Origin of the sequence: Escherichia sp. 93.1518 (assembly GCF_013368915.2) — a bacterium.
Classification (GTDB): Bacteria; Pseudomonadota; Gammaproteobacteria; order Enterobacterales; family Enterobacteriaceae; genus Escherichia; species Escherichia ruysiae.
This window is the reverse complement of the sequence record NZ_JABWMT020000022.1, coordinates 1-21,467: the sequence shown is the minus strand read 5'-3', so window position 1 is coordinate 21,467 and position 21,467 is coordinate 1. Positions and strand designations below refer to the sequence as shown.

General features: G+C 51.0%; 19 protein-coding genes and 1 pseudogene. All 20 read left to right on the top strand.

Annotated elements, in window-relative coordinates:
* Nucleotides 1-253 precede the first annotated feature (253 nt).
* The 20 genes and pseudogenes from sdhC (at nucleotide 254) to cpoB (ending at nucleotide 21,248) form a co-directional block, all read left to right on the top strand.
* Nucleotides 254-658, top strand: a complete 405-nt coding sequence (sdhC, locus tag HEN21_RS15965; RefSeq protein WP_000263354.1) for a succinate dehydrogenase cytochrome b556 subunit — start codon at nucleotides 254-256, stop codon at nucleotides 656-658.
* Nucleotides 652-999: a succinate dehydrogenase membrane anchor subunit gene (sdhD, locus tag HEN21_RS15960; protein ID WP_000254365.1), complete on the top strand. Its 348-nt coding sequence runs from the start codon at nucleotides 652-654 to the stop codon at nucleotides 997-999. The genes sdhC and sdhD overlap by 7 nt, the downstream gene beginning before the upstream one ends.
* On the top strand, nucleotides 999-2,765 hold the full coding sequence (sdhA, locus tag HEN21_RS15955) for a succinate dehydrogenase flavoprotein subunit (RefSeq protein WP_000775532.1): 1,767 nt from the start codon (nucleotides 999-1,001) through the stop codon (nucleotides 2,763-2,765). The genes sdhD and sdhA overlap by 1 nt, the downstream gene beginning before the upstream one ends.
* Before the next feature lie 15 nt (nucleotides 2,766-2,780).
* A complete protein-coding gene (sdhB, locus tag HEN21_RS15950) occupies nucleotides 2,781-3,497 on the top strand; it encodes a succinate dehydrogenase iron-sulfur subunit SdhB (RefSeq protein WP_001235265.1) in 717 nt (238 codons plus the stop codon).
* 258 nt (nucleotides 3,498-3,755) lie between these two features.
* The gene (sucA, locus tag HEN21_RS15945; protein ID WP_016159060.1) at nucleotides 3,756-6,557 is read left to right on the top strand and encodes a 2-oxoglutarate dehydrogenase E1 component; all 2,802 of its coding nucleotides are present in this window, start codon (nucleotides 3,756-3,758) and stop codon (nucleotides 6,555-6,557) included.
* A gap of 14 nt (nucleotides 6,558-6,571) precedes the next feature.
* Nucleotides 6,572-7,789: a 2-oxoglutarate dehydrogenase complex dihydrolipoyllysine-residue succinyltransferase gene (odhB, locus tag HEN21_RS15940; RefSeq protein WP_016159059.1), complete on the top strand. Its 1,218-nt coding sequence runs from the start codon at nucleotides 6,572-6,574 to the stop codon at nucleotides 7,787-7,789.
* 184 nt (nucleotides 7,790-7,973) lie between these two features.
* On the top strand, nucleotides 7,974-9,140 hold the full coding sequence (sucC, locus tag HEN21_RS15935; RefSeq protein ID WP_001048608.1) for an ADP-forming succinate--CoA ligase subunit beta: 1,167 nt from the start codon (nucleotides 7,974-7,976) through the stop codon (nucleotides 9,138-9,140).
* Nucleotides 9,140-10,009 (top strand): succinate--CoA ligase subunit alpha, encoded by an 870-nt coding sequence (gene sucD, locus HEN21_RS15930; RefSeq protein ID WP_000025458.1) that lies wholly within the window; start codon nucleotides 9,140-9,142, stop codon nucleotides 10,007-10,009. The genes sucC and sucD overlap by 1 nt, the downstream gene beginning before the upstream one ends.
* A 219-nt stretch (nucleotides 10,010-10,228) precedes the next feature.
* A pseudogene (locus tag HEN21_RS15925) lies at nucleotides 10,229-10,834 on the top strand (tetratricopeptide repeat protein); the annotation flags it as partial.
* Between the two features lie 1,479 nt (nucleotides 10,835-12,313).
* Nucleotides 12,314-13,882: a cytochrome ubiquinol oxidase subunit I gene (gene cydA, locus HEN21_RS15920; protein WP_010345240.1), complete on the top strand. Its 1,569-nt coding sequence runs from the start codon at nucleotides 12,314-12,316 to the stop codon at nucleotides 13,880-13,882.
* A gap of 15 nt (nucleotides 13,883-13,897) precedes the next feature.
* Entirely contained in the window at nucleotides 13,898-15,037 is a 1,140-nt protein-coding gene (cydB, locus tag HEN21_RS15915; protein WP_000568269.1) for a cytochrome d ubiquinol oxidase subunit II, read from the top strand.
* Between the two features lie 14 nt (nucleotides 15,038-15,051).
* Nucleotides 15,052-15,165, top strand: a complete 114-nt coding sequence (gene cydX / locus HEN21_RS15910; RefSeq protein WP_000270283.1) for a cytochrome bd-I oxidase subunit CydX — start codon at nucleotides 15,052-15,054, stop codon at nucleotides 15,163-15,165.
* Complete coding sequence (gene ybgE / locus HEN21_RS15905; protein ID WP_000034602.1) at nucleotides 15,165-15,458, top strand: cyd operon protein YbgE; 294 nt, start codon at nucleotides 15,165-15,167, stop codon at nucleotides 15,456-15,458. Before cydX ends, ybgE begins: the two co-directional genes overlap by 1 nt.
* A gap of 149 nt (nucleotides 15,459-15,607) precedes the next feature.
* Nucleotides 15,608-16,012 carry a tol-pal system-associated acyl-CoA thioesterase gene (ybgC, locus tag HEN21_RS15900; RefSeq protein WP_001098384.1) on the top strand — a complete coding sequence of 135 codons (405 nt, stop codon included), beginning with the start codon at nucleotides 15,608-15,610 and terminating at the stop codon, nucleotides 16,010-16,012.
* A complete protein-coding gene (tolQ, locus tag HEN21_RS15895; RefSeq protein WP_000131314.1) occupies nucleotides 16,009-16,701 on the top strand; it encodes a Tol-Pal system protein TolQ in 693 nt (230 codons plus the stop codon). Before ybgC ends, tolQ begins: the two co-directional genes overlap by 4 nt.
* 3 nt (nucleotides 16,702-16,704) lie before the next feature.
* On the top strand, nucleotides 16,705-17,133 hold the full coding sequence (tolR, locus tag HEN21_RS15890; protein WP_000090097.1) for a colicin uptake protein TolR: 429 nt from the start codon (nucleotides 16,705-16,707) through the stop codon (nucleotides 17,131-17,133).
* Nucleotides 17,134-17,197: 64 nt separating this feature from the next.
* The gene (gene tolA, locus HEN21_RS15885) at nucleotides 17,198-18,466 is read left to right on the top strand and encodes a cell envelope integrity protein TolA (RefSeq protein ID WP_105286595.1); all 1,269 of its coding nucleotides are present in this window, start codon (nucleotides 17,198-17,200) and stop codon (nucleotides 18,464-18,466) included.
* Nucleotides 18,467-18,598: 132 nt separating this feature from the next.
* Entirely contained in the window at nucleotides 18,599-19,891 is a 1,293-nt protein-coding gene (gene tolB / locus HEN21_RS15880; RefSeq protein ID WP_176252626.1) for a Tol-Pal system beta propeller repeat protein TolB, read from the top strand.
* Nucleotides 19,892-19,925: 34 nt separating this feature from the next.
* Nucleotides 19,926-20,447, top strand: a complete 522-nt coding sequence (pal, locus tag HEN21_RS15875) for a peptidoglycan-associated lipoprotein Pal (protein ID WP_010352216.1) — start codon at nucleotides 19,926-19,928, stop codon at nucleotides 20,445-20,447.
* Nucleotides 20,448-20,456: 9 nt separating this feature from the next.
* On the top strand, nucleotides 20,457-21,248 hold the full coding sequence (gene cpoB, locus HEN21_RS15870) for a cell division protein CpoB (RefSeq protein ID WP_000097569.1): 792 nt from the start codon (nucleotides 20,457-20,459) through the stop codon (nucleotides 21,246-21,248).
* Nucleotides 21,249-21,467: the final 219 nt, after the last annotated feature.

Below are 21,467 nucleotides of genomic sequence, written 5' to 3'. Positions count from 1 at the left end.
ATGTAGGTTAATTGTAATGATTTTGTGAACAGCCTATACTGCCGCCAGGTCTCCGGAACACCCTGCAATCCCGAGCCACCCAGCGTTGTAACGTGTCGTTTTCGCATCTGGAAGCAGTGTTTTGCATGACGCGCAGTTATAGAAAGGACGCTGTCTGACCCGCAAGCAGACCGGAGGAAGGAAATCCCGACGTCTCCAGGTAACAGAAAGTTATCCTCTGTACCCGTAGTCCCCAGGGAATAATAAGAACAGCATGTGGGCGTTATTCATGATAAGAAATGTGAAAAAACAAAGACCTGTTAATCTGGACCTACAGACCATCCGGTTCCCCGTCACGGCGATAGCGTCCATTCTCCATCGCGTTTCCGGTGTGATCACCTTTGTTGCAGTGGGCATCCTGCTGTGGCTTCTGGGTACCAGCCTCTCTTCCCCTGAAGGTTTCGAGCAAGCTTCCGCCATTATGGGCAGCTTCTTCGTCAAATTTATCATGTGGGGCATCCTTACCGCTCTGGCGTATCACGTCGTCGTAGGTATTCGCCACATGATGATGGATTTTGGCTATCTGGAAGAAACATTCGAAGCGGGTAAACGCTCCGCCAAAATCTCCTTTGTCATTACTGTCGTGCTTTCAATTCTTGCAGGAGTCCTCGTATGGTAAGCAACGCCTCCGCATTAGGACGCAATGGCGTACATGATTTCATCCTCGTTCGCGCTACTGCTATCGTCCTGACGCTCTACATCATTTATATGGTCGGTTTTTTCGCTACCAGTGGCGAACTGACATATGAAGTCTGGATCGGTTTCTTTGCCTCTGCGTTCACTAAAGTGTTCACCCTGCTGGCGCTGTTTTCCATCTTGATCCATGCCTGGATCGGCATGTGGCAGGTGTTGACCGACTACGTTAAACCGCTGGCTTTGCGCCTGATGCTGCAACTGGTGATTGTCGTTGCACTGGTGGTTTACGTGATTTATGGATTCGTTGTGGTGTGGGGTGTGTAATGAAATTGCCAGTCAGAGAATTTGATGCAGTTGTGATTGGTGCTGGTGGCGCAGGTATGCGCGCGGCGCTGCAAATTTCCCAGAGCGGCCAGACCTGTGCGCTGCTCTCTAAAGTCTTCCCGACCCGTTCCCATACCGTTTCTGCGCAGGGCGGTATTACCGTTGCGCTGGGTAATACCCATGAAGATAACTGGGAATGGCATATGTATGACACTGTTAAAGGGTCGGACTATATCGGTGACCAGGACGCGATTGAATATATGTGTAAAACCGGGCCGGAAGCGATTCTGGAACTGGAACACATGGGTCTGCCGTTTTCGCGTCTTGATGATGGTCGTATCTATCAACGTCCGTTTGGCGGCCAGTCGAAAAACTTCGGCGGTGAGCAGGCGGCACGTACAGCGGCAGCGGCTGACCGTACCGGTCACGCACTGTTGCACACGCTTTATCAGCAGAACCTGAAAAACCACACCACTATTTTCTCCGAATGGTATGCGCTGGATCTGGTGAAAAACCAGGATGGCGCGGTGGTGGGTTGTACCGCACTGTGCATCGAAACCGGTGAAGTGGTTTACTTCAAAGCCCGCGCGACCGTGCTGGCGACCGGCGGGGCAGGGCGTATTTATCAGTCTACCACCAATGCCCACATTAACACCGGCGACGGCGTCGGCATGGCTATCCGTGCAGGCGTACCGGTGCAGGATATGGAAATGTGGCAGTTCCACCCGACGGGGATTGCCGGTGCGGGCGTACTGGTAACCGAGGGCTGCCGTGGTGAAGGCGGCTATCTGCTGAACAAACATGGCGAACGCTTTATGGAGCGTTATGCGCCGAACGCTAAAGACCTGGCGGGTCGTGATGTGGTGGCGCGCTCCATCATGATCGAAATCCGTGAAGGTCGCGGCTGCGATGGTCCGTGGGGACCACACGCAAAACTGAAACTCGACCACCTGGGTAAAGAAGTTCTCGAATCCCGCTTGCCGGGTATCCTGGAACTCTCCCGTACCTTCGCTCACGTTGATCCGGTTAAAGAACCGATTCCGGTTATCCCAACCTGTCACTATATGATGGGCGGTATACCGACCAAAGTGACCGGTCAGGCGCTGACGGTGAACGAGAAGGGCGAAGATGTGGTGATCCCTGGCCTGTTTGCGGTGGGTGAAATTGCTTGCGTATCGGTACACGGTGCTAACCGTCTGGGCGGCAACTCGCTGCTGGATCTGGTGGTATTTGGTCGCGCGGCAGGTCTGCATCTACAAGAGTCTATCGCCGAGCAGGGCGCACTGCGCGATGCCAGCGAGTCTGATGTTGAAGTTTCTCTGGAGCGCCTGAACCGCTGGAATAATAACCGTAACGGTGAAGATCCGGTGGCGATTCGTAAAGCACTGCAAGAATGTATGCAGCATAACTTCTCGGTATTCCGTGAAGGTGATGCGATGGCGAAAGGGCTTGAGCAGTTGAAAGTGATCCGCGAGCGTCTGAAAAATGCCCGTCTGGATGACACTTCCAGCGAGTTCAACACCCAGCGCGTTGAATGCCTGGAACTGGATAACCTGATGGAAACGGCGTATGCAACGGCTGTTTCTGCCAACTTCCGTACTGAAAGCCGTGGCGCGCATAGCCGCTTCGACTTCCCGGATCGTGATGATGAAAACTGGCTGTGCCACTCCCTGTATCTGCCAGAGTCGGAATCCATGACGCGACGTAGCGTCAACATGGAACCGAAACTGCGCCCGGCATTCCCGCCGAAGATTCGTACTTACTAATGCGGAGACAGGAAAATGAGACTCGAGTTTTCAATTTATCGCTATAACCCGGATGTTGATGATGCTCCGCGTATGCAGGATTACACCCTGGAAGCGGAAGAAGGTCGCGACATGATGCTGCTGGATGCGCTTATTCAGCTGAAAGAGAAAGATCCCAGCCTGTCGTTCCGCCGCTCCTGCCGTGAAGGTGTGTGTGGTTCCGACGGTCTGAACATGAACGGCAAGAATGGTCTGGCCTGTATTACCCCGATTTCGGCACTCAACCAGCCGGGCAAGAAGATTGTAATTCGTCCGTTGCCAGGTTTACCGGTTGTCCGCGATTTGGTGGTAGACATGGGACAATTCTATGCGCAATATGAGAAAATTAAGCCTTACTTGTTGAATAATGGACAAAATCTACCAGCTCGTGAGCATTTACAAATGCCAGAGCAACGTGAAAAACTCGACGGGCTGTATGAATGTATTCTCTGCGCATGTTGTTCAACCTCTTGTCCGTCTTTCTGGTGGAATCCCGATAAGTTTATCGGTCCTGCAGGCTTGTTAGCGGCGTATCGTTTCCTGATTGATAGCCGTGATACCGAGACTGACAGTCGCCTTGACGGTTTGAGTGATGCATTCAGTGTATTCCGCTGTCACAGCATCATGAACTGCGTCAGTGTATGTCCGAAAGGGCTGAATCCGACGCGTGCCATCGGCCATATCAAGTCGATGTTGTTGCAACGTAATGCATAAATACCAGGCCTGATAAGACGCGCAAGCGTCGCATCAGGCAACCAGTGCCGGATGTGGCGTAAACGCCTTATCCGGCCTGGAAAAGAAATGCAGGAAATCTTTAAAAACTGCCCCTGACACTAAGACAGTTTTTAAAGGTTCCTTAGCGGACGCAGAAAACACGACAAGTCCGCAACAAGTGAACCCCGGCACGCACATCACTGTGCGTGGTAGTATCCACGGCGAAGTAAGCATAAAAAAGATGCTTAAGGGATCACGATGCAGAACAGCGCTTTGAAAGCCTGGTTGGACTCTTCTTACCTCTCTGGCGCAAACCAGAGCTGGATAGAACAGCTCTATGAAGACTTCTTAACCGATCCTGACTCGGTTGACGCTAACTGGCGTTCGACGTTCCAGCAGTTACCTGGTACGGGAGTCAAACCGGATCAATTCCACTCTCAAACGCGTGAATATTTCCGCCGCCTGGCGAAAGACGCTTCACGTTACTCTTCAACGATCTCCGACCCTGACACCAATGTGAAGCAGGTTAAAGTCCTGCAGCTCATTAACGCATACCGCTTCCGTGGTCACCAACATGCGAATCTCGATCCGCTGGGACTGTGGCAGCAAGATAAAGTGGCCGATCTGGATCCGTCTTTCCACGATCTGACCGAAGCAGACTTCCAGGAGACCTTCAACGTCGGTTCATTTGCCAGCGGCAAAGAGACCATGAAACTCGGCGAGCTGCTGGAAGCTCTCAAGCAAACCTACTGCGGCCCGATTGGCGCCGAGTATATGCACATAACCAGCACCGAAGAAAAACGCTGGATCCAACAGCGTATCGAGTCTGGTCGCGCGACGTTCAATAGCGAAGAGAAAAAACGCTTCTTAAGCGAACTGACCGCCGCTGAAGGCCTTGAACGTTACCTTGGCGCAAAATTCCCTGGCGCAAAACGCTTCTCGCTGGAAGGCGGTGACGCGTTAATCCCGATGCTTAAAGAGATGATCCGCCACGCGGGCAACAGCGGCACCCGTGAAGTGGTTCTCGGGATGGCGCACCGTGGTCGTCTGAACGTGCTGGTGAACGTGCTGGGTAAAAAACCGCAAGACTTGTTCGACGAGTTTGCCGGTAAACATAAAGAACACCTCGGCACGGGCGACGTGAAATACCACATGGGCTTCTCGTCTGACTTCCAGACCGATGGCGGCCTGGTGCACCTGGCGCTGGCGTTTAACCCGTCTCACCTTGAGATTGTAAGCCCGGTAGTTATCGGTTCTGTTCGTGCCCGTCTGGACAGACTTGATGAGCCGAGCAGCAACAAAGTGCTGCCAATCACCATCCACGGTGACGCCGCAGTGACCGGGCAGGGCGTGGTTCAGGAAACCCTGAACATGTCGAAAGCGCGTGGTTATGAAGTTGGTGGTACGGTACGTATCGTTATCAACAACCAGGTTGGCTTCACCACCTCTAACCCGCTGGATGCCCGTTCGACGCCGTACTGTACTGATATCGGCAAGATGGTTCAGGCACCGATTTTCCACGTTAACGCGGACGATCCGGAAGCCGTTGCCTTTGTGACCCGTCTGGCGCTCGATTTCCGTAACACCTTTAAACGTGATGTCTTCATCGACCTGGTATGCTACCGCCGTCACGGCCACAACGAAGCCGACGAGCCGAGCGCAACTCAGCCGCTGATGTATCAGAAAATCAAAAAACATCCAACGCCGCGCAAAATCTACGCTGACAAGCTGGAGCAGGAAAAAGTGGCGACGCTGGAAGATGCCACCGAAATGGTTAACCTGTACCGCGATGCGCTGGATGCTGGCGATTGCGTAGTGGCAGAGTGGCGTCCGATGAACATGCACTCCTTCACCTGGTCGCCGTACCTCAACCACGAATGGGACGAAGAGTACCCGAACAAAGTTGAGATGAAGCGCCTGCAGGAGCTGGCTAAACGCATCAGCACGGTGCCAGAAGCCATTGAAATGCAGTCTCGCGTTGCCAAGATTTATGGCGATCGCCAGGCGATGGCTGCCGGTGAGAAACTGTTCGACTGGGGCGGCGCGGAAAACCTCGCTTACGCCACGCTGGTTGATGAAGGCATTCCGGTTCGCCTGTCGGGTGAAGACTCCGGTCGCGGTACGTTCTTCCACCGTCACGCGGTGATCCATAACCAGTCTAACGGTTCCACTTACACGCCGCTGCAACATATCCATAACGGCCAGGGCGCGTTCCGCGTCTGGGACTCCGTACTATCTGAAGAAGCTGTGCTGGCGTTTGAATACGGTTATGCCACCGCAGAACCACGCACCCTGACCATCTGGGAAGCACAGTTCGGTGACTTCGCCAACGGTGCACAGGTGGTTATCGACCAGTTCATCTCCTCTGGCGAACAGAAATGGGGCCGGATGTGTGGCCTGGTGATGCTGCTGCCGCATGGTTATGAAGGGCAGGGACCGGAGCACTCCTCCGCGCGTCTGGAACGTTATCTGCAACTTTGCGCTGAGCAAAACATGCAGGTTTGCGTACCGTCTACCCCGGCACAGGTTTACCACATGCTGCGTCGTCAGGCGCTGCGCGGGATGCGTCGTCCGCTGGTCGTGATGTCGCCGAAATCCCTGCTGCGTCATCCGCTGGCGGTTTCCAGCCTCGAAGAACTGGCGAACGGCACCTTCCTGCCTGCCATCGGTGAAATCGACGAGCTTGATCCGAAGGGCGTGAAGCGTGTCGTGATGTGTTCTGGTAAGGTTTATTACGACCTGCTGGAACAACGCCGTAAGAACAATCAACGCGATGTCGCCATTGTGCGTATCGAGCAACTCTACCCGTTCCCGCATAAAGCGATGCAGGAAGTGTTGCAGCAGTTTGCTCACGTCAAGGATTTTGTCTGGTGCCAGGAAGAGCCGCTCAACCAGGGCGCATGGTACTGCAGCCAGCATCATTTCCGTGAAGTGATTCCGTTTGGGGCTTCTCTGCGTTATGCAGGCCGCCCGGCCTCCGCCTCTCCGGCGGTAGGGTATATGTCCGTTCACCAGAAACAGCAACAAGATCTGGTTAATGACGCGCTGAACGTCGAATAAATAAAGGATACACAATGAGTAGCGTAGATATTCTGGTCCCTGACCTGCCTGAATCCGTAGCCGATGCCACCGTCGCAACCTGGCATAAAAAACCCGGCGACGCAGTCGTACGTGATGAAGTGCTGGTAGAAATCGAAACTGACAAAGTGGTACTGGAAGTACCGGCATCAGCAGACGGCATTCTGGATGCGGTTCTGGAAGATGAAGGTACAACTGTAACGTCTCGTCAGATCCTCGGTCGCCTGCGTGAAGGCAACAGCGCCGGTAAAGAAACCAGCGCCAAATCTGAAGAGAAAGCGTCCACTCCGGCACAACGCCAGCAGGCGTCTCTGGAAGAGCAAAACAACGACGCGTTAAGCCCGGCGATCCGTCGCCTGCTGGCTGAACACAACCTCGAAGCTAGCGCGATTAAAGGCACTGGTGTCGGTGGTCGTCTGACCCGTGAAGATGTGGAAAAACATCTGGCGAAAGCCACGGCGAAAGAGTCTGCACCGGCTGCTGCTGCTCCAGCGGCACAACCAGCACTGGCTGCACGTAGCGAAAAACGTGTCCCGATGACTCGCCTGCGTAAGCGTGTGGCAGAGCGTCTGCTGGAAGCGAAAAACTCCACCGCCATGTTGACCACGTTCAACGAAGTCAACATGAAGCCGATTATGGATCTGCGTAAGCAGTACGGTGAAGCATTTGAAAAACGTCACGGCATCCGTCTGGGCTTTATGTCCTTCTACGTGAAAGCGGTGGTTGAAGCCCTGAAACGTTACCCGGAAGTGAATGCTTCTATCGATGGCGATGATGTGGTTTACCACAACTATTTCGACGTCAGCATGGCGGTTTCTACGCCGCGCGGTCTGGTGACGCCGGTTCTGCGTGATGTCGATACTCTCGGCATGGCAGATATCGAGAAGAAAATCAAAGAGCTGGCTGTTAAAGGCCGTGACGGTAAGCTGACGGTTGAAGATCTGACCGGTGGTAACTTCACCATCACCAACGGTGGTGTGTTCGGTTCCCTGATGTCTACACCTATCATCAACCCGCCGCAGAGCGCAATTCTGGGTATGCACGCTATCAAAGATCGTCCGATGGCGGTGAATGGTCAGGTTGAGATCCTGCCGATGATGTACCTGGCGCTGTCCTACGATCACCGTCTGATCGATGGTCGCGAATCCGTGGGCTTCCTGGTAACGATCAAAGAGTTGCTGGAAGATCCGACGCGTCTGCTGCTGGACGTGTAGTAGTTTAAGCCTCACCTGCACTGTAGACCGGATAAGGCTTTATCGCCTTCTCCGGCAATTGAAGCCTGATGCGACGCTGGCGCGTCTTATCAGGCCTACGGGTGACCGACAATGCCCGGAAACGATACGTCATATTCGGTCTACGGTTTAAAAGATAACGATTACTAAAGGATGGACAGAACACATGAACTTACATGAATATCAGGCAAAACAACTTTTTGCCCGCTATGGCTTACCGGCGCCAGTGGGTTATGCCTGTACTACTCCGCGCGAAGCAGAAGAAGCCGCTTCAAAAATCGGTGCGGGTCCGTGGGTAGTGAAATGTCAGGTTCACGCTGGTGGCCGTGGTAAAGCGGGCGGTGTGAAAGTTGTAAACAGCAAAGAAGACATCCGTGCTTTTGCAGAGAACTGGCTGGGCAAGCGTCTGGTAACGTATCAAACAGATGCCAATGGCCAACCGGTTAACCAGATTCTGGTTGAAGCGGCGACCGATATCGCTAAAGAGCTGTATCTCGGCGCCGTTGTTGACCGTAGTTCCCGCCGTGTGGTCTTTATGGCCTCCACCGAAGGCGGCGTGGAAATCGAAAAAGTGGCGGAAGAAACCCCGCACCTGATCCACAAAGTTGCGCTTGATCCGCTGACTGGCCCGATGCCGTATCAGGGACGTGAGCTGGCGTTCAAACTGGGTCTGGAAGGTAAACTGGTTCAGCAGTTCACCAAAATCTTCATGGGCCTGGCGACCATTTTCCTGGAGCGCGACCTGGCGCTGATCGAAATCAACCCGCTGGTTATTACTAAACAGGGCGATCTTGTCTGCCTCGATGGCAAACTGGGCGCTGACGGCAACGCACTGTTCCGCCAGCCTGATCTGCGCGAAATGCGCGACCAGTCGCAGGAAGATCCACGTGAAGCGCAGGCTGCACAGTGGGAACTGAACTACGTTGCGCTGGACGGTAACATCGGTTGTATGGTTAACGGCGCAGGTCTGGCGATGGGCACCATGGACATCGTTAAACTGCACGGCGGCGAACCGGCTAACTTCCTTGACGTTGGCGGTGGCGCTACCAAAGAACGTGTAACCGAAGCGTTCAAAATCATCCTCTCTGACGACAAAGTGAAAGCCGTTCTGGTTAACATCTTCGGCGGTATCGTTCGTTGCGACCTGATCGCTGACGGTATCATCGGCGCGGTAGCGGAAGTGGGTGTTAACGTACCGGTCGTGGTACGTCTGGAAGGTAACAACGCCGAACTCGGCGCGAAGAAACTGGCTGACAGTGGCCTGAATATTATTGCAGCAAAAGGTCTGACGGATGCAGCTCAGCAGGTTGTTGCTGCAGTGGAGGGGAAATAATGTCCATTTTAATTGATAAAAACACCAAGGTTATCTGCCAGGGCTTTACTGGTAGCCAGGGGACTTTCCACTCTGAACAGGCCATTGCATACGGCACGAAAATGGTTGGCGGCGTAACTCCAGGTAAAGGCGGCACCACCCACCTCGGCCTGCCGGTGTTCAACACCGTGCGTGAAGCCGTTGCCGCCACTGGCGCTACTGCTTCTGTTATCTATGTACCAGCGCCGTTCTGCAAAGACTCCATTCTGGAAGCCATCGATGCAGGCATTAAACTGATTATCACCATCACTGAAGGTATCCCGACGCTGGATATGCTGACCGTGAAAGTGAAGCTGGATGAAGCAGGCGTTCGTATGATCGGCCCGAACTGCCCGGGCGTTATCACCCCGGGTGAATGCAAAATCGGTATCCAGCCGGGTCACATTCACAAACCGGGTAAAGTGGGTATCGTTTCCCGTTCCGGTACACTGACCTATGAAGCGGTTAAACAGACCACGGATTACGGTTTCGGTCAGTCGACCTGTGTGGGTATCGGCGGCGACCCGATCCCAGGTTCTAACTTTATCGACATTCTCGAAATGTTCGAAAAAGACCCGCAGACCGAAGCGATCGTGATGATCGGTGAGATCGGCGGTAGCGCAGAAGAAGAAGCGGCTGCGTACATCAAAGAGCACGTCACCAAGCCAGTTGTGGGTTACATTGCCGGTGTGACTGCGCCGAAAGGCAAACGTATGGGTCATGCTGGCGCCATCATTGCCGGTGGTAAAGGGACTGCGGATGAGAAGTTCGCTGCCCTGGAAGCCGCAGGCGTGAAAACCGTTCGCAGCCTGGCTGATATCGGTGAAGCACTGAAAACTGTTCTGAAATAAATATCTGTAATAAGAAATAGCCCTCGCCGCTTCCCTCTACAGGAATGGCGAAGGGCTGTCGGTTTCGACATGGTTGGCCATCTTATGATGGCCTTTTTTGTTTTTATTCGGGCGCTAATCCGAAAAGCTTTCCCGCTGCTTTTTTTCCCATCCCTTGCGCAATAATGCCCGGCGAAATATCTCTTCTCCATGCAGTAAAAGGATTTATACATGAAGAAAATTGTTCTGCCGAGCTCCCTGGTGCGTAGTTATAGTGTCCCTGCTGGAGAACGAGGGAACATCTGGACCGTGTTTAAACTCAATCCAGACGGCGAGTTTGAAGATATCAACTCTGTTACCAGCGCCAATTTTAATGACACCACATTAGGCGTTAGGGATTTAGCCACTGTGATAATACCTGCGACGGGCTCTTCAACTCCGGCTTCGCCCGCGATGCAAAACAGTGGAGATACTCAACTGGTAAGAAAATATAATCATGAAGGTGAAGCTGTTTACAAAACCGGTCAACTTGAGCAAGCCATTCAACTCTTCCAACAGGCAACAGAATTAGATGGCAATTACGGACAGGCATTTAGTAACCTGGGTCTGGCTTATCAGAAAAATGACAACATAGCGGAAGCGATTTGGGCAAATCGTAAAGCGATCTCGTTAGCCAGTGGAGCAAATGCGGCGACAACGCGCGCTAACTCCTATTATAACATTGCCAAAATTTATGAAACTGCAGGACAGAACGCTGATGCATTGCAGCATTATCAACTCGCCTATGCGGAAAAAAATAAGCCCTCTTATGAAGAGGCTATCGCACGTGTAAAAGCAAAAATGTAAATCAGCTGTATTTTGAGGGCAACTGATGATACCCGCTGTTTACGAACATTTTATTTGCCGGTTACACAGTTTCCTGATTTGACCTGCGTGAGAGGCGCAGGTCATTAATCATTTCAAACGTGAACTACGGTCGAAAATATTATTTCAGCATGAATTAATATATATATTTTTTTTGGGGCTTTATAAGTAGCTGATGCTTCTTTACAATGCGATTGTATAAAAAACTTTTTTAATATAATTAGTTATATCACTTGATGTACTACTGAATTATCAACTATTACTTTAAGGTTCAGTAGTCGTAAAGCCGTATCTCCAGATAATTAAATTTCTGATATCTTACAATATCATCATATTCAAATGGTTAAATTAAGAATATTACACAGCCAAAACAGGCAGATTGAAGCAATCTGTTAGATGTTGCAGAACAACCTTGATTCCAACGGCGAAATCATGTTTACCCACCAGGTTGCTGTTCATATGGAGCTGAATACCACTCAGTTCATGCTTGATGAGTCGATATCGCTATATCCATAGATAAATGAGAGTACAATCGCATCAACGCCAATCACATGTGTTGCTTTCTTCATGGGGAATCCTTTGTAAGGCAGAGAGTTAATATTTTTAGACAGAGTGGCGTGTTACCCGAGAATATCCTGTGTTTTCTAACGCCTGGCTATAATTCCGTTTTGTTGTTTCGTATCCCTGTTATAACAATTTCTCTTGATTTTCAATCGTTGAGGGAATCATTGAATACAGATCGGGAAGTATCAATGCCATATATAAATTCTTTTGAAAATTCTTGTTCTATCTGACTATACCGAAGGTATCTATTTCTTTTTGTGATTATTACCAGAGAAACAATAAGTAACGGATTTACAGTTCGGCGCTCATAAAGACAACAATCAATTAACTATGATAAAAAATTGTTATGTGAAATAGCAACAAATTGGCTACTCTAATCAATTAGGATTATAAAAAATTGATAAGGTGACTTTGTTAAATAAAATACTGGTTTTTTATCTATGTCTTTTTGTTGTGATAATTATGTTGCATTATTATTTTACAATAAATTAACAACAAGGCTGTTAGTGATTCATGGTTCACACACAATTAACATATCTGATTGATTTTGATATAAATCAATTTTTAATTCTTGAAAAAAATCTGCAAAACACGATAAATTGTCGTAGATCAAATTGGTGAGATGGTGACAATTTCGCTATAAATTGATCACTGTCGAAAAATGCAATTTTGCTCAATAAAAACCTGTTTATTGTAAGGATTTTGCGGCGTAATATAATTACGGGATCAATTTGGTTTATTCATTAACATATTTGTAACTTTTTTATCATTGTCTTTCCTCTTTTGATGAAATGGCAACGATAGGGGCGAGCAAATAATTTTGTATTGGGGCATGCGTGTGACCCTTTCTAACGGGGTTCACTCTCGGAGTCTTCATGCGATGAGCAAGGAGTCATGATGTTAGATATAGTCGAACTGTCGCGCTTACAGTTTGCCTTGACCGCGATGTACCACTTCCTTTTTGTGCCGCTGACGCTCGGTATGGCGTTCCTGCTGGCCATTATGGAAACGGTCTACGTCCTTTCCGGCAAACAGATTTATAAAGATATGACCAAGTTCTGGGGCAAGTTGTTTGGTATCAACTTTGCTCTGGGTGTGGCAACCGGTCTGACCATGGAGTTCCAGTTCGGGACTAACTGGTCTTACTATTCCCACTATGTGGGGGATATCTTCGGTGCGCCGCTGGCAATCGAAGGTCTGATGGCCTTCTTCCTCGAATCCACCTTTGTAGGTCTGTTCTTCTTCGGTTGGGATCGTCTGGGTAAAGTTCAGCATATGTGTGTCACCTGGCTGGTGGCGCTCGGTTCAAACCTGTCCGCTCTGTGGATTCTGGTTGCGAACGGCTGGATGCAAAACCCAATCGCGTCCGATTTCAATTTCGAAACTATGCGTATGGAGATGGTGAGCTTCTCCGAGCTGGTGCTTAACCCGGTTGCTCAGGTGAAATTCGTTCACACTGTAGCGTCTGGTTATGTGACTGGCGCGATGTTCATCCTCGGTATCAGCGCATGGTATATGCTGAAAGGTCGTGACTTCGCCTTCGCAAAACGCTCCTTTGCTATCGCTGCCAGCTTCGGTATGGCTGCCGTCCTGTCTGTTATTGTTCTGGGTGATGAATCTGGTTACGAAATGGGCGATGTGCAGAAAACCAAACTGGCTGCTATTGAAGCCGAGTGGGAAACTCAACCTGCGCCTGCCGCCTTTACTCTGTTTGGTATTCCTGATCAGGAAGAGCAGACGAACAAATTTGCGATCCAGATCCCTTACGCGCTGGGTATTATCGCAACGCGTTCCGTGGATACACCGGTTATCGGCCTGAAAGAACTGATGGTGCAGCACGAAGAACGTATTCGTAACGGGATGAAAGCGTACTCTCTGCTCGAACAACTGCGTTCTGGTTCCACCGATCAGGCTGTACGTGACCAGTTCAATAGCATGAAGAAAGACCTCGGTTACGGTCTGCTGCTGAAACGCTATACGCCAAACGTGGCAGATGCGACTGAAGCGCAGATTCAACAGGCAACCAAAGACTCCATTCCACGTGTAGCGCCGCTGTACTTCGCGTTCCGTATCATGGTGGCGTGTGGCTTCCTGCTGCTGGCAATTATCGCGCTCTCCTTCTGGAGTGTAATCCGCAACCGCATTGGTGAGAAAAAGTGGCTGCTGCGCGCCGCGCTGTACGGTATTCCGCTGCCGTGGATTGCTGTAGAAGCGGGCTGGTTCGTTGCTGAATACGGTCGTCAACCGTGGGCTATCGGTGAAGTGTTGCCTACCGCAGTAGCGAACTCGTCACTGACTGCAGGCGATCTCATCTTCTCGATGGTGCTGATTTGCGGCCTGTATACCCTGTTCCTGGTGGCAGAATTGTTCTTAATGTTCAAATTTGCACGCCTTGGCCCAAGCAGCCTGAAAACCGGTCGCTATCACTTTGAGCAGTCTTCCACGACTACTCAGCCGGCACGCTAAGACAGGAGTCGTCAAATGATCGATTATGAAGTATTGCGTTTTATCTGGTGGCTGCTGGTTGGCGTTCTGCTGATTGGTTTTGCAGTCACTGACGGTTTCGACATGGGGGTGGGGATGCTCACCCGTTTCCTCGGTCGTAACGACACCGAGCGTCGAATTATGATTAACTCTATCGCGCCACACTGGGACGGTAACCAGGTATGGCTAATCACCGCAGGTGGCGCGCTGTTCGCTGCCTGGCCGATGGTCTATGCCGCTGCGTTCTCCGGCTTCTATGTCGCGATGATCCTCGTACTGGCGTCTTTGTTCTTCCGTCCGGTCGGTTTTGATTACCGTTCCAAGATTGAAGACACCCGTTGGCGCAACATGTGGGACTGGGGCATCTTCATTGGTAGCTTCGTTCCGCCGCTGGTGATTGGTGTGGCGTTCGGTAACCTGTTGCAGGGCGTACCGTTCAACGTTGATGAATATCTGCGTCTGTACTACACCGGTAACTTCTTCCAGTTGCTTAACCCGTTCGGCCTGCTGGCTGGTGTGGTGAGCGTAGGGATGATCATTACTCAGGGCGCGACCTATCTGCAGATGCGTACCGTGGGCGAACTGCACCTGCGTACCCGTGCAACTGCACAGGTGGCGGCGCTGGTGACACTGGTCTGCTTTGCACTGGCTGGCGTGTGGGTGATGTACGGTATCGACGGTTATGTCGTTAAATCGACAATGGACCATTACGCAGCATCTAACCCGCTGAATAAAGAAGTTGTTCGTGAAGCTGGCGCATGGTTGGTGAACTTCAACAATATGCCGATTCTGTGGGCTATTCCGGCGCTGGGTGTTGTTCTGCCGCTGCTGACCATCCTGACTGCACGTATGGATAAAGCCGCGTGGGCGTTTGTGTTCTCCTCCCTGACGTTGGCCTGCATCATCCTGACTGCCGGTATTGCAATGTTCCCGTTTGTGATGCCGTCCAGCACCATGATGAATGCAAGTCTGACGATGTGGGATGCAACTTCCAGCCAGCTGACGCTTAACGTCATGACCTGGGTTGCGGTGGTTCTGGTTCCGATCATTCTTCTCTACACCACCTGGTGTTACTGGAAAATGTTCGGACGTATCACCAAAGAAGACATTGAACGTAACACCCACTCTCTGTACTAAGTAAGGAGCTAATAATGTGGTATTTCGCATGGATTCTGGGAACGCTTCTTGCCTGTTCATTTGGGGTAATCACCGCGCTGGCGCTTGAGCACGTCGAATCAGGCAAAGCCGGTCAAGAAGACAGCTAATGAGTAAAATTATCGCAACTTTGTATGCGGTAATGGACAAGCGCCCCCTGCGGGCGCTTTCCTTCGTGATGGCACTTCTGTTAGCAGGATGTATGTTTTGGGACCCATCACGTTTCGCCGCGAAGACCAGTGAACTGGAAATCTGGCATGGTTTATTGCTGATGTGGGCCGTCTGTGCTGGCGTGATTCACGGCGTGGGTTTTCGTCCGCAGAAGGTTCTTTGGCAAGGGATTTTTTGCCCACTGCTTGCCGATATTGTTCTCATTGTCGGGCTGATTTTCTTCTTCTTTTAAATCAGAATTCTCTTTAAAAATTTATGGACCTTCAACAGTCCATAAATTTTTACGCTCCCTTAACTTGCCCTCATTCCCAAACCTCAATCGCACGCGTATAGTAGCAGCGTTTAAAAGTTCTAACTTTTGTTGCATTACCGGGATGTAAAGTGAATACAACGCTGTTTCGATGGCCGGTTCGCGTCTACTATGAAGATACCGATGCCGGTGGTGTGGTGTACCACGCCAGTTACGTCGCTTTTTATGAAAGAGCACGCACAGAGATGCTGCGTCACCATCACTTCAGTCAACAGGCGCTGATGGCTGAACGCGTTGCCTTTGTGGTACGTAAAATGACGGTGGAATATTACGCACCTGCGCGGCTCGACGATATGCTCGAAATACAGACTGAAATAACATCAATGCGTGGCACCTCTTTGGTTTTCACGCAACGTATTGTCAACGCCGAGAATACTTTGCTGAATGAAGCTGAGGTTCTGGTTGTTTGCGTTGACCCACTCAAAATGAAGCCTCGTGCGCTTCCCAAGTCTATTGTCGCGGAGTTTAAGCAGTGACTGACATGAATATCCTTGATTTGTTCCTGAAGGCTAGCCTTCTGGTTAAACTTATCATGTTGATTTTGATTGGTTTCTCAATCGCATCCTGGGCCATTATTATCCAGCGGACCCGTATTCTTAACGCTGCAGCACGCGAAGCTGAAGCGTTTGAAGATAAATTCTGGTCTGGAATCGAACTTTCCCGCCTCTATCAAGAGAGCCAGGGAAAACGGGATAATCTGACTGGTTCGGAACAAATCTTTTACAGCGGGTTCAAAGAATTTGTGCGCCTGCATCGTGCCAATAGCCATGCGCCGGAAGCCGTAGTGGAAGGGGCGTCGCGTGCGATGCGTATTTCCATGAACCGTGAACTTGAAAATCTGGAAACGCACATTCCGTTCCTCGGTACGGTTGGCTCCATCAGCCCGTATATTGGTCTGTTTGGTACGGTCTGGGGGATCATGCACGCCTTTATCGCCCTCGGGGCGGTAAAACAAGCAACACTGCAAATGGTTGCGCCCGGTATCGCAGAAGCGTTGATTGCGACGGCAATTGGTCTGTTCGCCGCAATTCCGGCGGTAATGGCTTATAACCGCCTCAACCAGCGCGTAAACAAACTGGAACTGAATTACGACAACTTTATGGAAGAGTTTACCGCGATTCTGCACCGCCAGGCGTTTACCGTTAGCGAGAGCAACAAGGGGTAAGCCATGGCCAGAGCGCGTGGACGAGGTCGTCGCGATCTCAAGTCCGAAATCAACATTGTACCGTTGCTGGACGTACTGCTGGTGCTGTTGCTGATCTTTATGGCGACAGCGCCCATCATCACCCAGAGCGTGGAGGTCGATCTGCCAGACGCTACTGAATCACAGGCGGTGAGCAGTAACGATAATCCGCCAGTGATTGTTGAAGTGTCTGGTATTGGTCAGTACACCGTGGTGGTTGAGAAAGATCGCCTGGAGCGTTTACCACCAGAGCAGGTGGTGGCGGAAGTGTCCAGCCGTTTCAAGGCCAACCCGAAAACGGTCTTTCTGATCGGTGGCGCAAAAGATGTGCCTTACGATGAAATAATTAAAGCACTGAACTTGTTACACAGTGCGGGTGTGAAATCGGTTGGTTTAATGACGCAGCCTATCTAAGCATCTGCGTTTTCCTTGCTTGAAAGAGAGCGGGTAACAGGCGAACAGTTTTTGGGAACCGAGAGTGTCAAAGGCAACCGAACAAAACGACAAGCTCAAGCGGGCGATAATTATTTCAGCAGTGCTGCATGTCATCTTATTTGCGGCGCTGATCTGGAGTTCGTTCGATGAGAATATAGAAGCTTCAGCCGGTGGCGGCGGTGGTTCGTCCATCGATGCCGTAATGGTTGATTCAGGTGCGGTAGTTGAGCAGTACAAGCGTATGCAAAGCCAGGAATCAAGCGCGAAGCGTTCCGAAGAGCAGCGCAAGATGAAGGAACAGCAGGCAGCTGAAGAACTGCGTGAGAAACAAGCGGCTGAACAGGAACGCCTGAAGCAACTTGAGAAAGAGCGGTTAGCTGCTCAGGAACAGAAGAAGCAGGCTGAAGAAGCCGCTAAACAGGCCGAGTTAAAGCAGAAGCAAGCGGAAGAGGCGGCAGCGAAAGCGGCAGCAGATGCTAAAGCGAAGGCTGAAGCGGATGCCAAAGCAGCCGCAGAAGCAGCGAAGAAAGCGGCTGCAGACGCGAAGAAAAAAGCGGAAGCAGAAGCTGCCAAAGCCGCTGTTGAGGCACAGAAAAAAGCCGAGGCAGCAGCTGCGGCGCTGAAGAAGAAAGCGGAAGCGGCAGAAGCAGCCGCAGCAGAAGCGAGAAAAAAAGCGGCAGCCGAAGCTGCCGAAAAAGCGAAGGCCGAAGCTGAGAAGAAAGCAGCGGCAGAAAAAGCGGCTGCTGATAAGAAAGCGGCAGCAGAGAAAGCCGCAGCCGAGAAAAAAGCAGCAGCAGAAAAAGCGGCTGCTGAAAAGGCTGCAGCTGAGAAGAAAGCAGCGGCAGAAAAAGCCGCCGCAGACAAAAAAGCCGCAGCGGCAAAAGCAGCAGCTGAAAAAGCCGCTGCAGCAAAAGCTGCCGCAGAGGCAGATGATATTTTCGGTGAGCTAAGCTCTGGTAAGAATGCACCGAAAACCGGCGGTGGGGCGAAAGGGAACAATGCTTCGCCTGCCGGGAGTGGTAATACTAAAAACAATGGCGCATCAGGCGCAGATATCAATAACTATGCCGGGCAGATTAAATCTGCTATCGAAAGTAAGTTCTATGACGCATCGTCCTATGCAGGCAAAACCTGTACGCTGCGCATAAAACTGGCGCCAGATGGCATGTTACTGGATATCAAACCTGAAGGTGGCGATCCCGCACTTTGTCAGGCTGCGTTGGCAGCAGCTAAACTTGCGAAGATCCCGAAACCACCAAGCCAGGCAGTATATGAAGTGTTCAAAAACGCACCATTGGACTTCAAGCCGTAATCGCGATGTTGACCGTCACGGCGGTTAACATCAAACATCGGTTGTCGCTGGGTTCTGGTAGTTTTGTGTATTTGAGTTTGTTAACATTCTGCTAAATTATCGTGGGCTATCTGTCCAGATAAGGGAGATATGATGAAGCAGGCATTACGAGTAGCATTTGGTTTTCTCATACTGTGGGCATCAGTTCTGCACGCTGAAGTCCGCATTGTGATCGACAGCGGTGTAGATTCCGGTCGTCCTATTGGTGTAGTTCCTTTCCAGTGGGCAGGGCCTGGCGCGGCACCCGAAGATATTGGTGGCATCGTTGCTGCTGACTTGCGTAACAGCGGTAAATTTAATCCGTTAGATCGCGCTCGTCTGCCACAGCAGCCGGGTAGTGCGCAGGAAGTTCAACCTGCTGCATGGTGTGCGCTGGGCATTGATGCTGTCGTTGTAGGTCAGGTCACTCCAAATCCTGACGGCTCTTACAATGTTGCTTATCAGCTGGTTGATACCGGCGGTGCGCCGGGTACTGTACTTGCTCAGAACTCCTATAAAGTTAACAAGCAATGGCTGCGTTATGCTGGTCATACCGCCAGTGATGAAGTGTTTGAAAAACTGACCGGCATTAAAGGTGCGTTCCGTACCCGAATTGCCTACGTTGTTCAGACCAACGGCGGTCAGTTCCCGTATGAACTGCGCGTATCTGACTATGACGGTTACAACCAGTTTGTGGTTCATCGCTCACCGCAGCCGCTGATGTCTCCTGCGTGGTCACCAGATGGTTCTAAACTGGCATATGTCACCTTCGAAAGCGGTCGTTCCGCGCTGGTTATTCAGACGCTGGCAAATGGCGCTGTACGTCAGGTGGCTTCATTCCCGCGTCATAACGGTGCGCCTGCATTCTCGCCAGACGGCAGCAAGCTGGCATTCGCTCTGTCGAAAACTGGTAGCCTGAACCTGTACGTAATGGATTTGGCTTCTGGTCAGATTCGTCAGGTGACTGACGGTCGCAGCAACAACACCGAACCGACCTGGTTCCCGGACAGCCAGAACCTGGCATTTACTTCTGACCAGGCCGGTCGTCCGCAGGTTTATAAAGTGAATATCAACGGCGGTGCGCCACAACGTATTACCTGGGAAGGTTCGCAGAACCAGGATGCGGATGTCAGCAGCGACGGTAAGTTTATGGTAATGGTCAGCTCCAATGGTGGGCAGCAGCACATTGCCAAACAAGATCTGGTAACGGGAGGCGTACAAGTACTGTCGTCAACGTTCCTGGATGAAACGCCAAGTCTGGCACCTAACGGCACTATGGTAATCTACAGCTCTTCTCAGGGGATGGGATCCGTGCTGAATTTGGTTTCTACAGATGGGCGTTTCAAAGCGCGTCTTCCGGCAACTGATGGACAGGTCAAATTCCCTGCCTGGTCGCCGTATCTGTGATAATAATTAATTGAATAGTAAAGGAATCATTGAAATGCAACTGAACAAAGTGCTGAAAGGGCTGATGATTGCTCTGCCTGTTATGGCAATTGCGGCATGTTCTTCCAACAAGAACGCCAGCAATGACGGCAGCGAAGGCATGCTGGGTGCCGGCACTGGTATGGATGCGAACGGCAGCAACGGCAATATGTCTTCCGAAGAGCAGGCTCGTCTGCAAATGCAACAGCTGCAGCAGAACAACATCGTTTACTTCGATCTGGACAAGTACGATATCCGTTCTGACTTCGCTCAAATGCTGGATGCACACGCAAACTTCCTGCGTAGCAACCCGTCTTACAAAGTCACCGTAGAAGGTCACGCGGACGAACGTGGTACTCCGGAATACAACATCTCCCTGGGTGAACGTCGTGCGAACGCCGTTAAGATGTACCTGCAGGGTAAAGGCGTTTCTGCAGACCAGATCTCCATCGTTTCTTACGGTAAAGAAAAACCTGCAGTACTGGGTCATGACGAAGCGGCATACTCCAAAAACCGTCGTGCGGTACTGGTTTACTAAGAGAATTGCATGAGCAGTAACTTCAGACATCAACTATTGAGTCTGTCGTTACTGGTTGGTATAGCGGCCCCTTGGGCCGCTTTTGCTCAGGCACCAATCAGTAGTGTCGGCTCAGGCTCGGTCGAAGACCGCGTCACTCAACTTGAGCGTATTTCTAATGCTCACAGCCAGCTTTTAACCCAACTCCAGCAACAACTCTCTGATAATCAGTCCGATATTGACTCCCTGCGTGGTCAGATTCAGGAAAATCAGTATCAATTGAATCAGGTCGTGGAGCGGCAAAAGCAGATCCTGTTGCAGATCGATAGCCTCAGCAGCGGTGGTGCAGCGGCGCAATCAACCAGCGGCGATCAAAGCGGTGCTGCGGCATCAACGACGCCAACAGCTGATGCAGGTACTGCGAATGCTGGCGCGCCGGTGAAAAGCGGCGATGCAAACACTGATTACAATGCAGCTATTGCGCTGGTACAGGATAAATCCCGCCAGGATGACGCGATGGTGGCATTTCAGAATTTCATCAAAAATTACCCTGATTCAACTTACCTGCCAAACGCCAATTATTGGCTGGGTCAGTTAAACTACAACAAGGGTAAGAAAGATGATGCGGCGTACTATTTTGCTTCGGTGGTGAAAAACTATCCGAAGTCACCGAAGGCTGCGGATGCGATGTTTAAAGTCGGCGTCATCATGCAGGATAAAGGTGACACCGCGAAAGCGAAAGCCGTGTACCAGCAGGTTATCAGTAAATACCCTGGTACTGATGGCGCTAAACAGGCGCAAAAACGTCTGAACGCGATGTAATGCATAACACACGACCAGAAGTCGCATTATTTCTGGTCGTGTCGTGCGAATCATAAGCAGTTGAGTGATCTACATCGAAATTTTTGTTGCGCTCAAATCTGAAATCAGTAATATATGCCGCCGTTGCCACGGGATATCAAACAAACCGAAAGCAACGCAAAAGTGGGTCGTTAGCTCAGTTGGTAGAGCAGTTGACTTTTAATCAATTGGTCGCAGGTT

Coding starts and splice junctions, on each gene's coding strand:
- sdhA (WP_000775532.1), top strand. CDS start 999: ATGAAATTGCCAGTCAGAGAATTTGATGCAGTTGTGATTGGTGCTGGT.
- tolB (WP_176252626.1), top strand. CDS start 18,599: ATGAAGCAGGCATTACGAGTAGCATTTGGTTTTCTCATACTGTGGGCA.
- tolR (WP_000090097.1), top strand. CDS start 16,705: ATGGCCAGAGCGCGTGGACGAGGTCGTCGCGATCTCAAGTCCGAAATC.
- sdhB (WP_001235265.1), top strand. CDS start 2,781: ATGAGACTCGAGTTTTCAATTTATCGCTATAACCCGGATGTTGATGAT.
- odhB (WP_016159059.1), top strand. CDS start 6,572: ATGAGTAGCGTAGATATTCTGGTCCCTGACCTGCCTGAATCCGTAGCC.
- cydX (WP_000270283.1), top strand. CDS start 15,052: ATGTGGTATTTCGCATGGATTCTGGGAACGCTTCTTGCCTGTTCATTT.
- sdhC (WP_000263354.1), top strand. CDS start 254: ATGTGGGCGTTATTCATGATAAGAAATGTGAAAAAACAAAGACCTGTT.
- cpoB (WP_000097569.1), top strand. CDS start 20,457: ATGAGCAGTAACTTCAGACATCAACTATTGAGTCTGTCGTTACTGGTT.
- sucC (WP_001048608.1), top strand. CDS start 7,974: ATGAACTTACATGAATATCAGGCAAAACAACTTTTTGCCCGCTATGGC.
- pal (WP_010352216.1), top strand. CDS start 19,926: ATGCAACTGAACAAAGTGCTGAAAGGGCTGATGATTGCTCTGCCTGTT.
- sdhD (WP_000254365.1), top strand. CDS start 652: ATGGTAAGCAACGCCTCCGCATTAGGACGCAATGGCGTACATGATTTC.
- sucD (WP_000025458.1), top strand. CDS start 9,140: ATGTCCATTTTAATTGATAAAAACACCAAGGTTATCTGCCAGGGCTTT.
- cydA (WP_010345240.1), top strand. CDS start 12,314: ATGTTAGATATAGTCGAACTGTCGCGCTTACAGTTTGCCTTGACCGCG.
- cydB (WP_000568269.1), top strand. CDS start 13,898: ATGATCGATTATGAAGTATTGCGTTTTATCTGGTGGCTGCTGGTTGGC.
- ybgE (WP_000034602.1), top strand. CDS start 15,165: ATGAGTAAAATTATCGCAACTTTGTATGCGGTAATGGACAAGCGCCCC.
- sucA (WP_016159060.1), top strand. CDS start 3,756: ATGCAGAACAGCGCTTTGAAAGCCTGGTTGGACTCTTCTTACCTCTCT.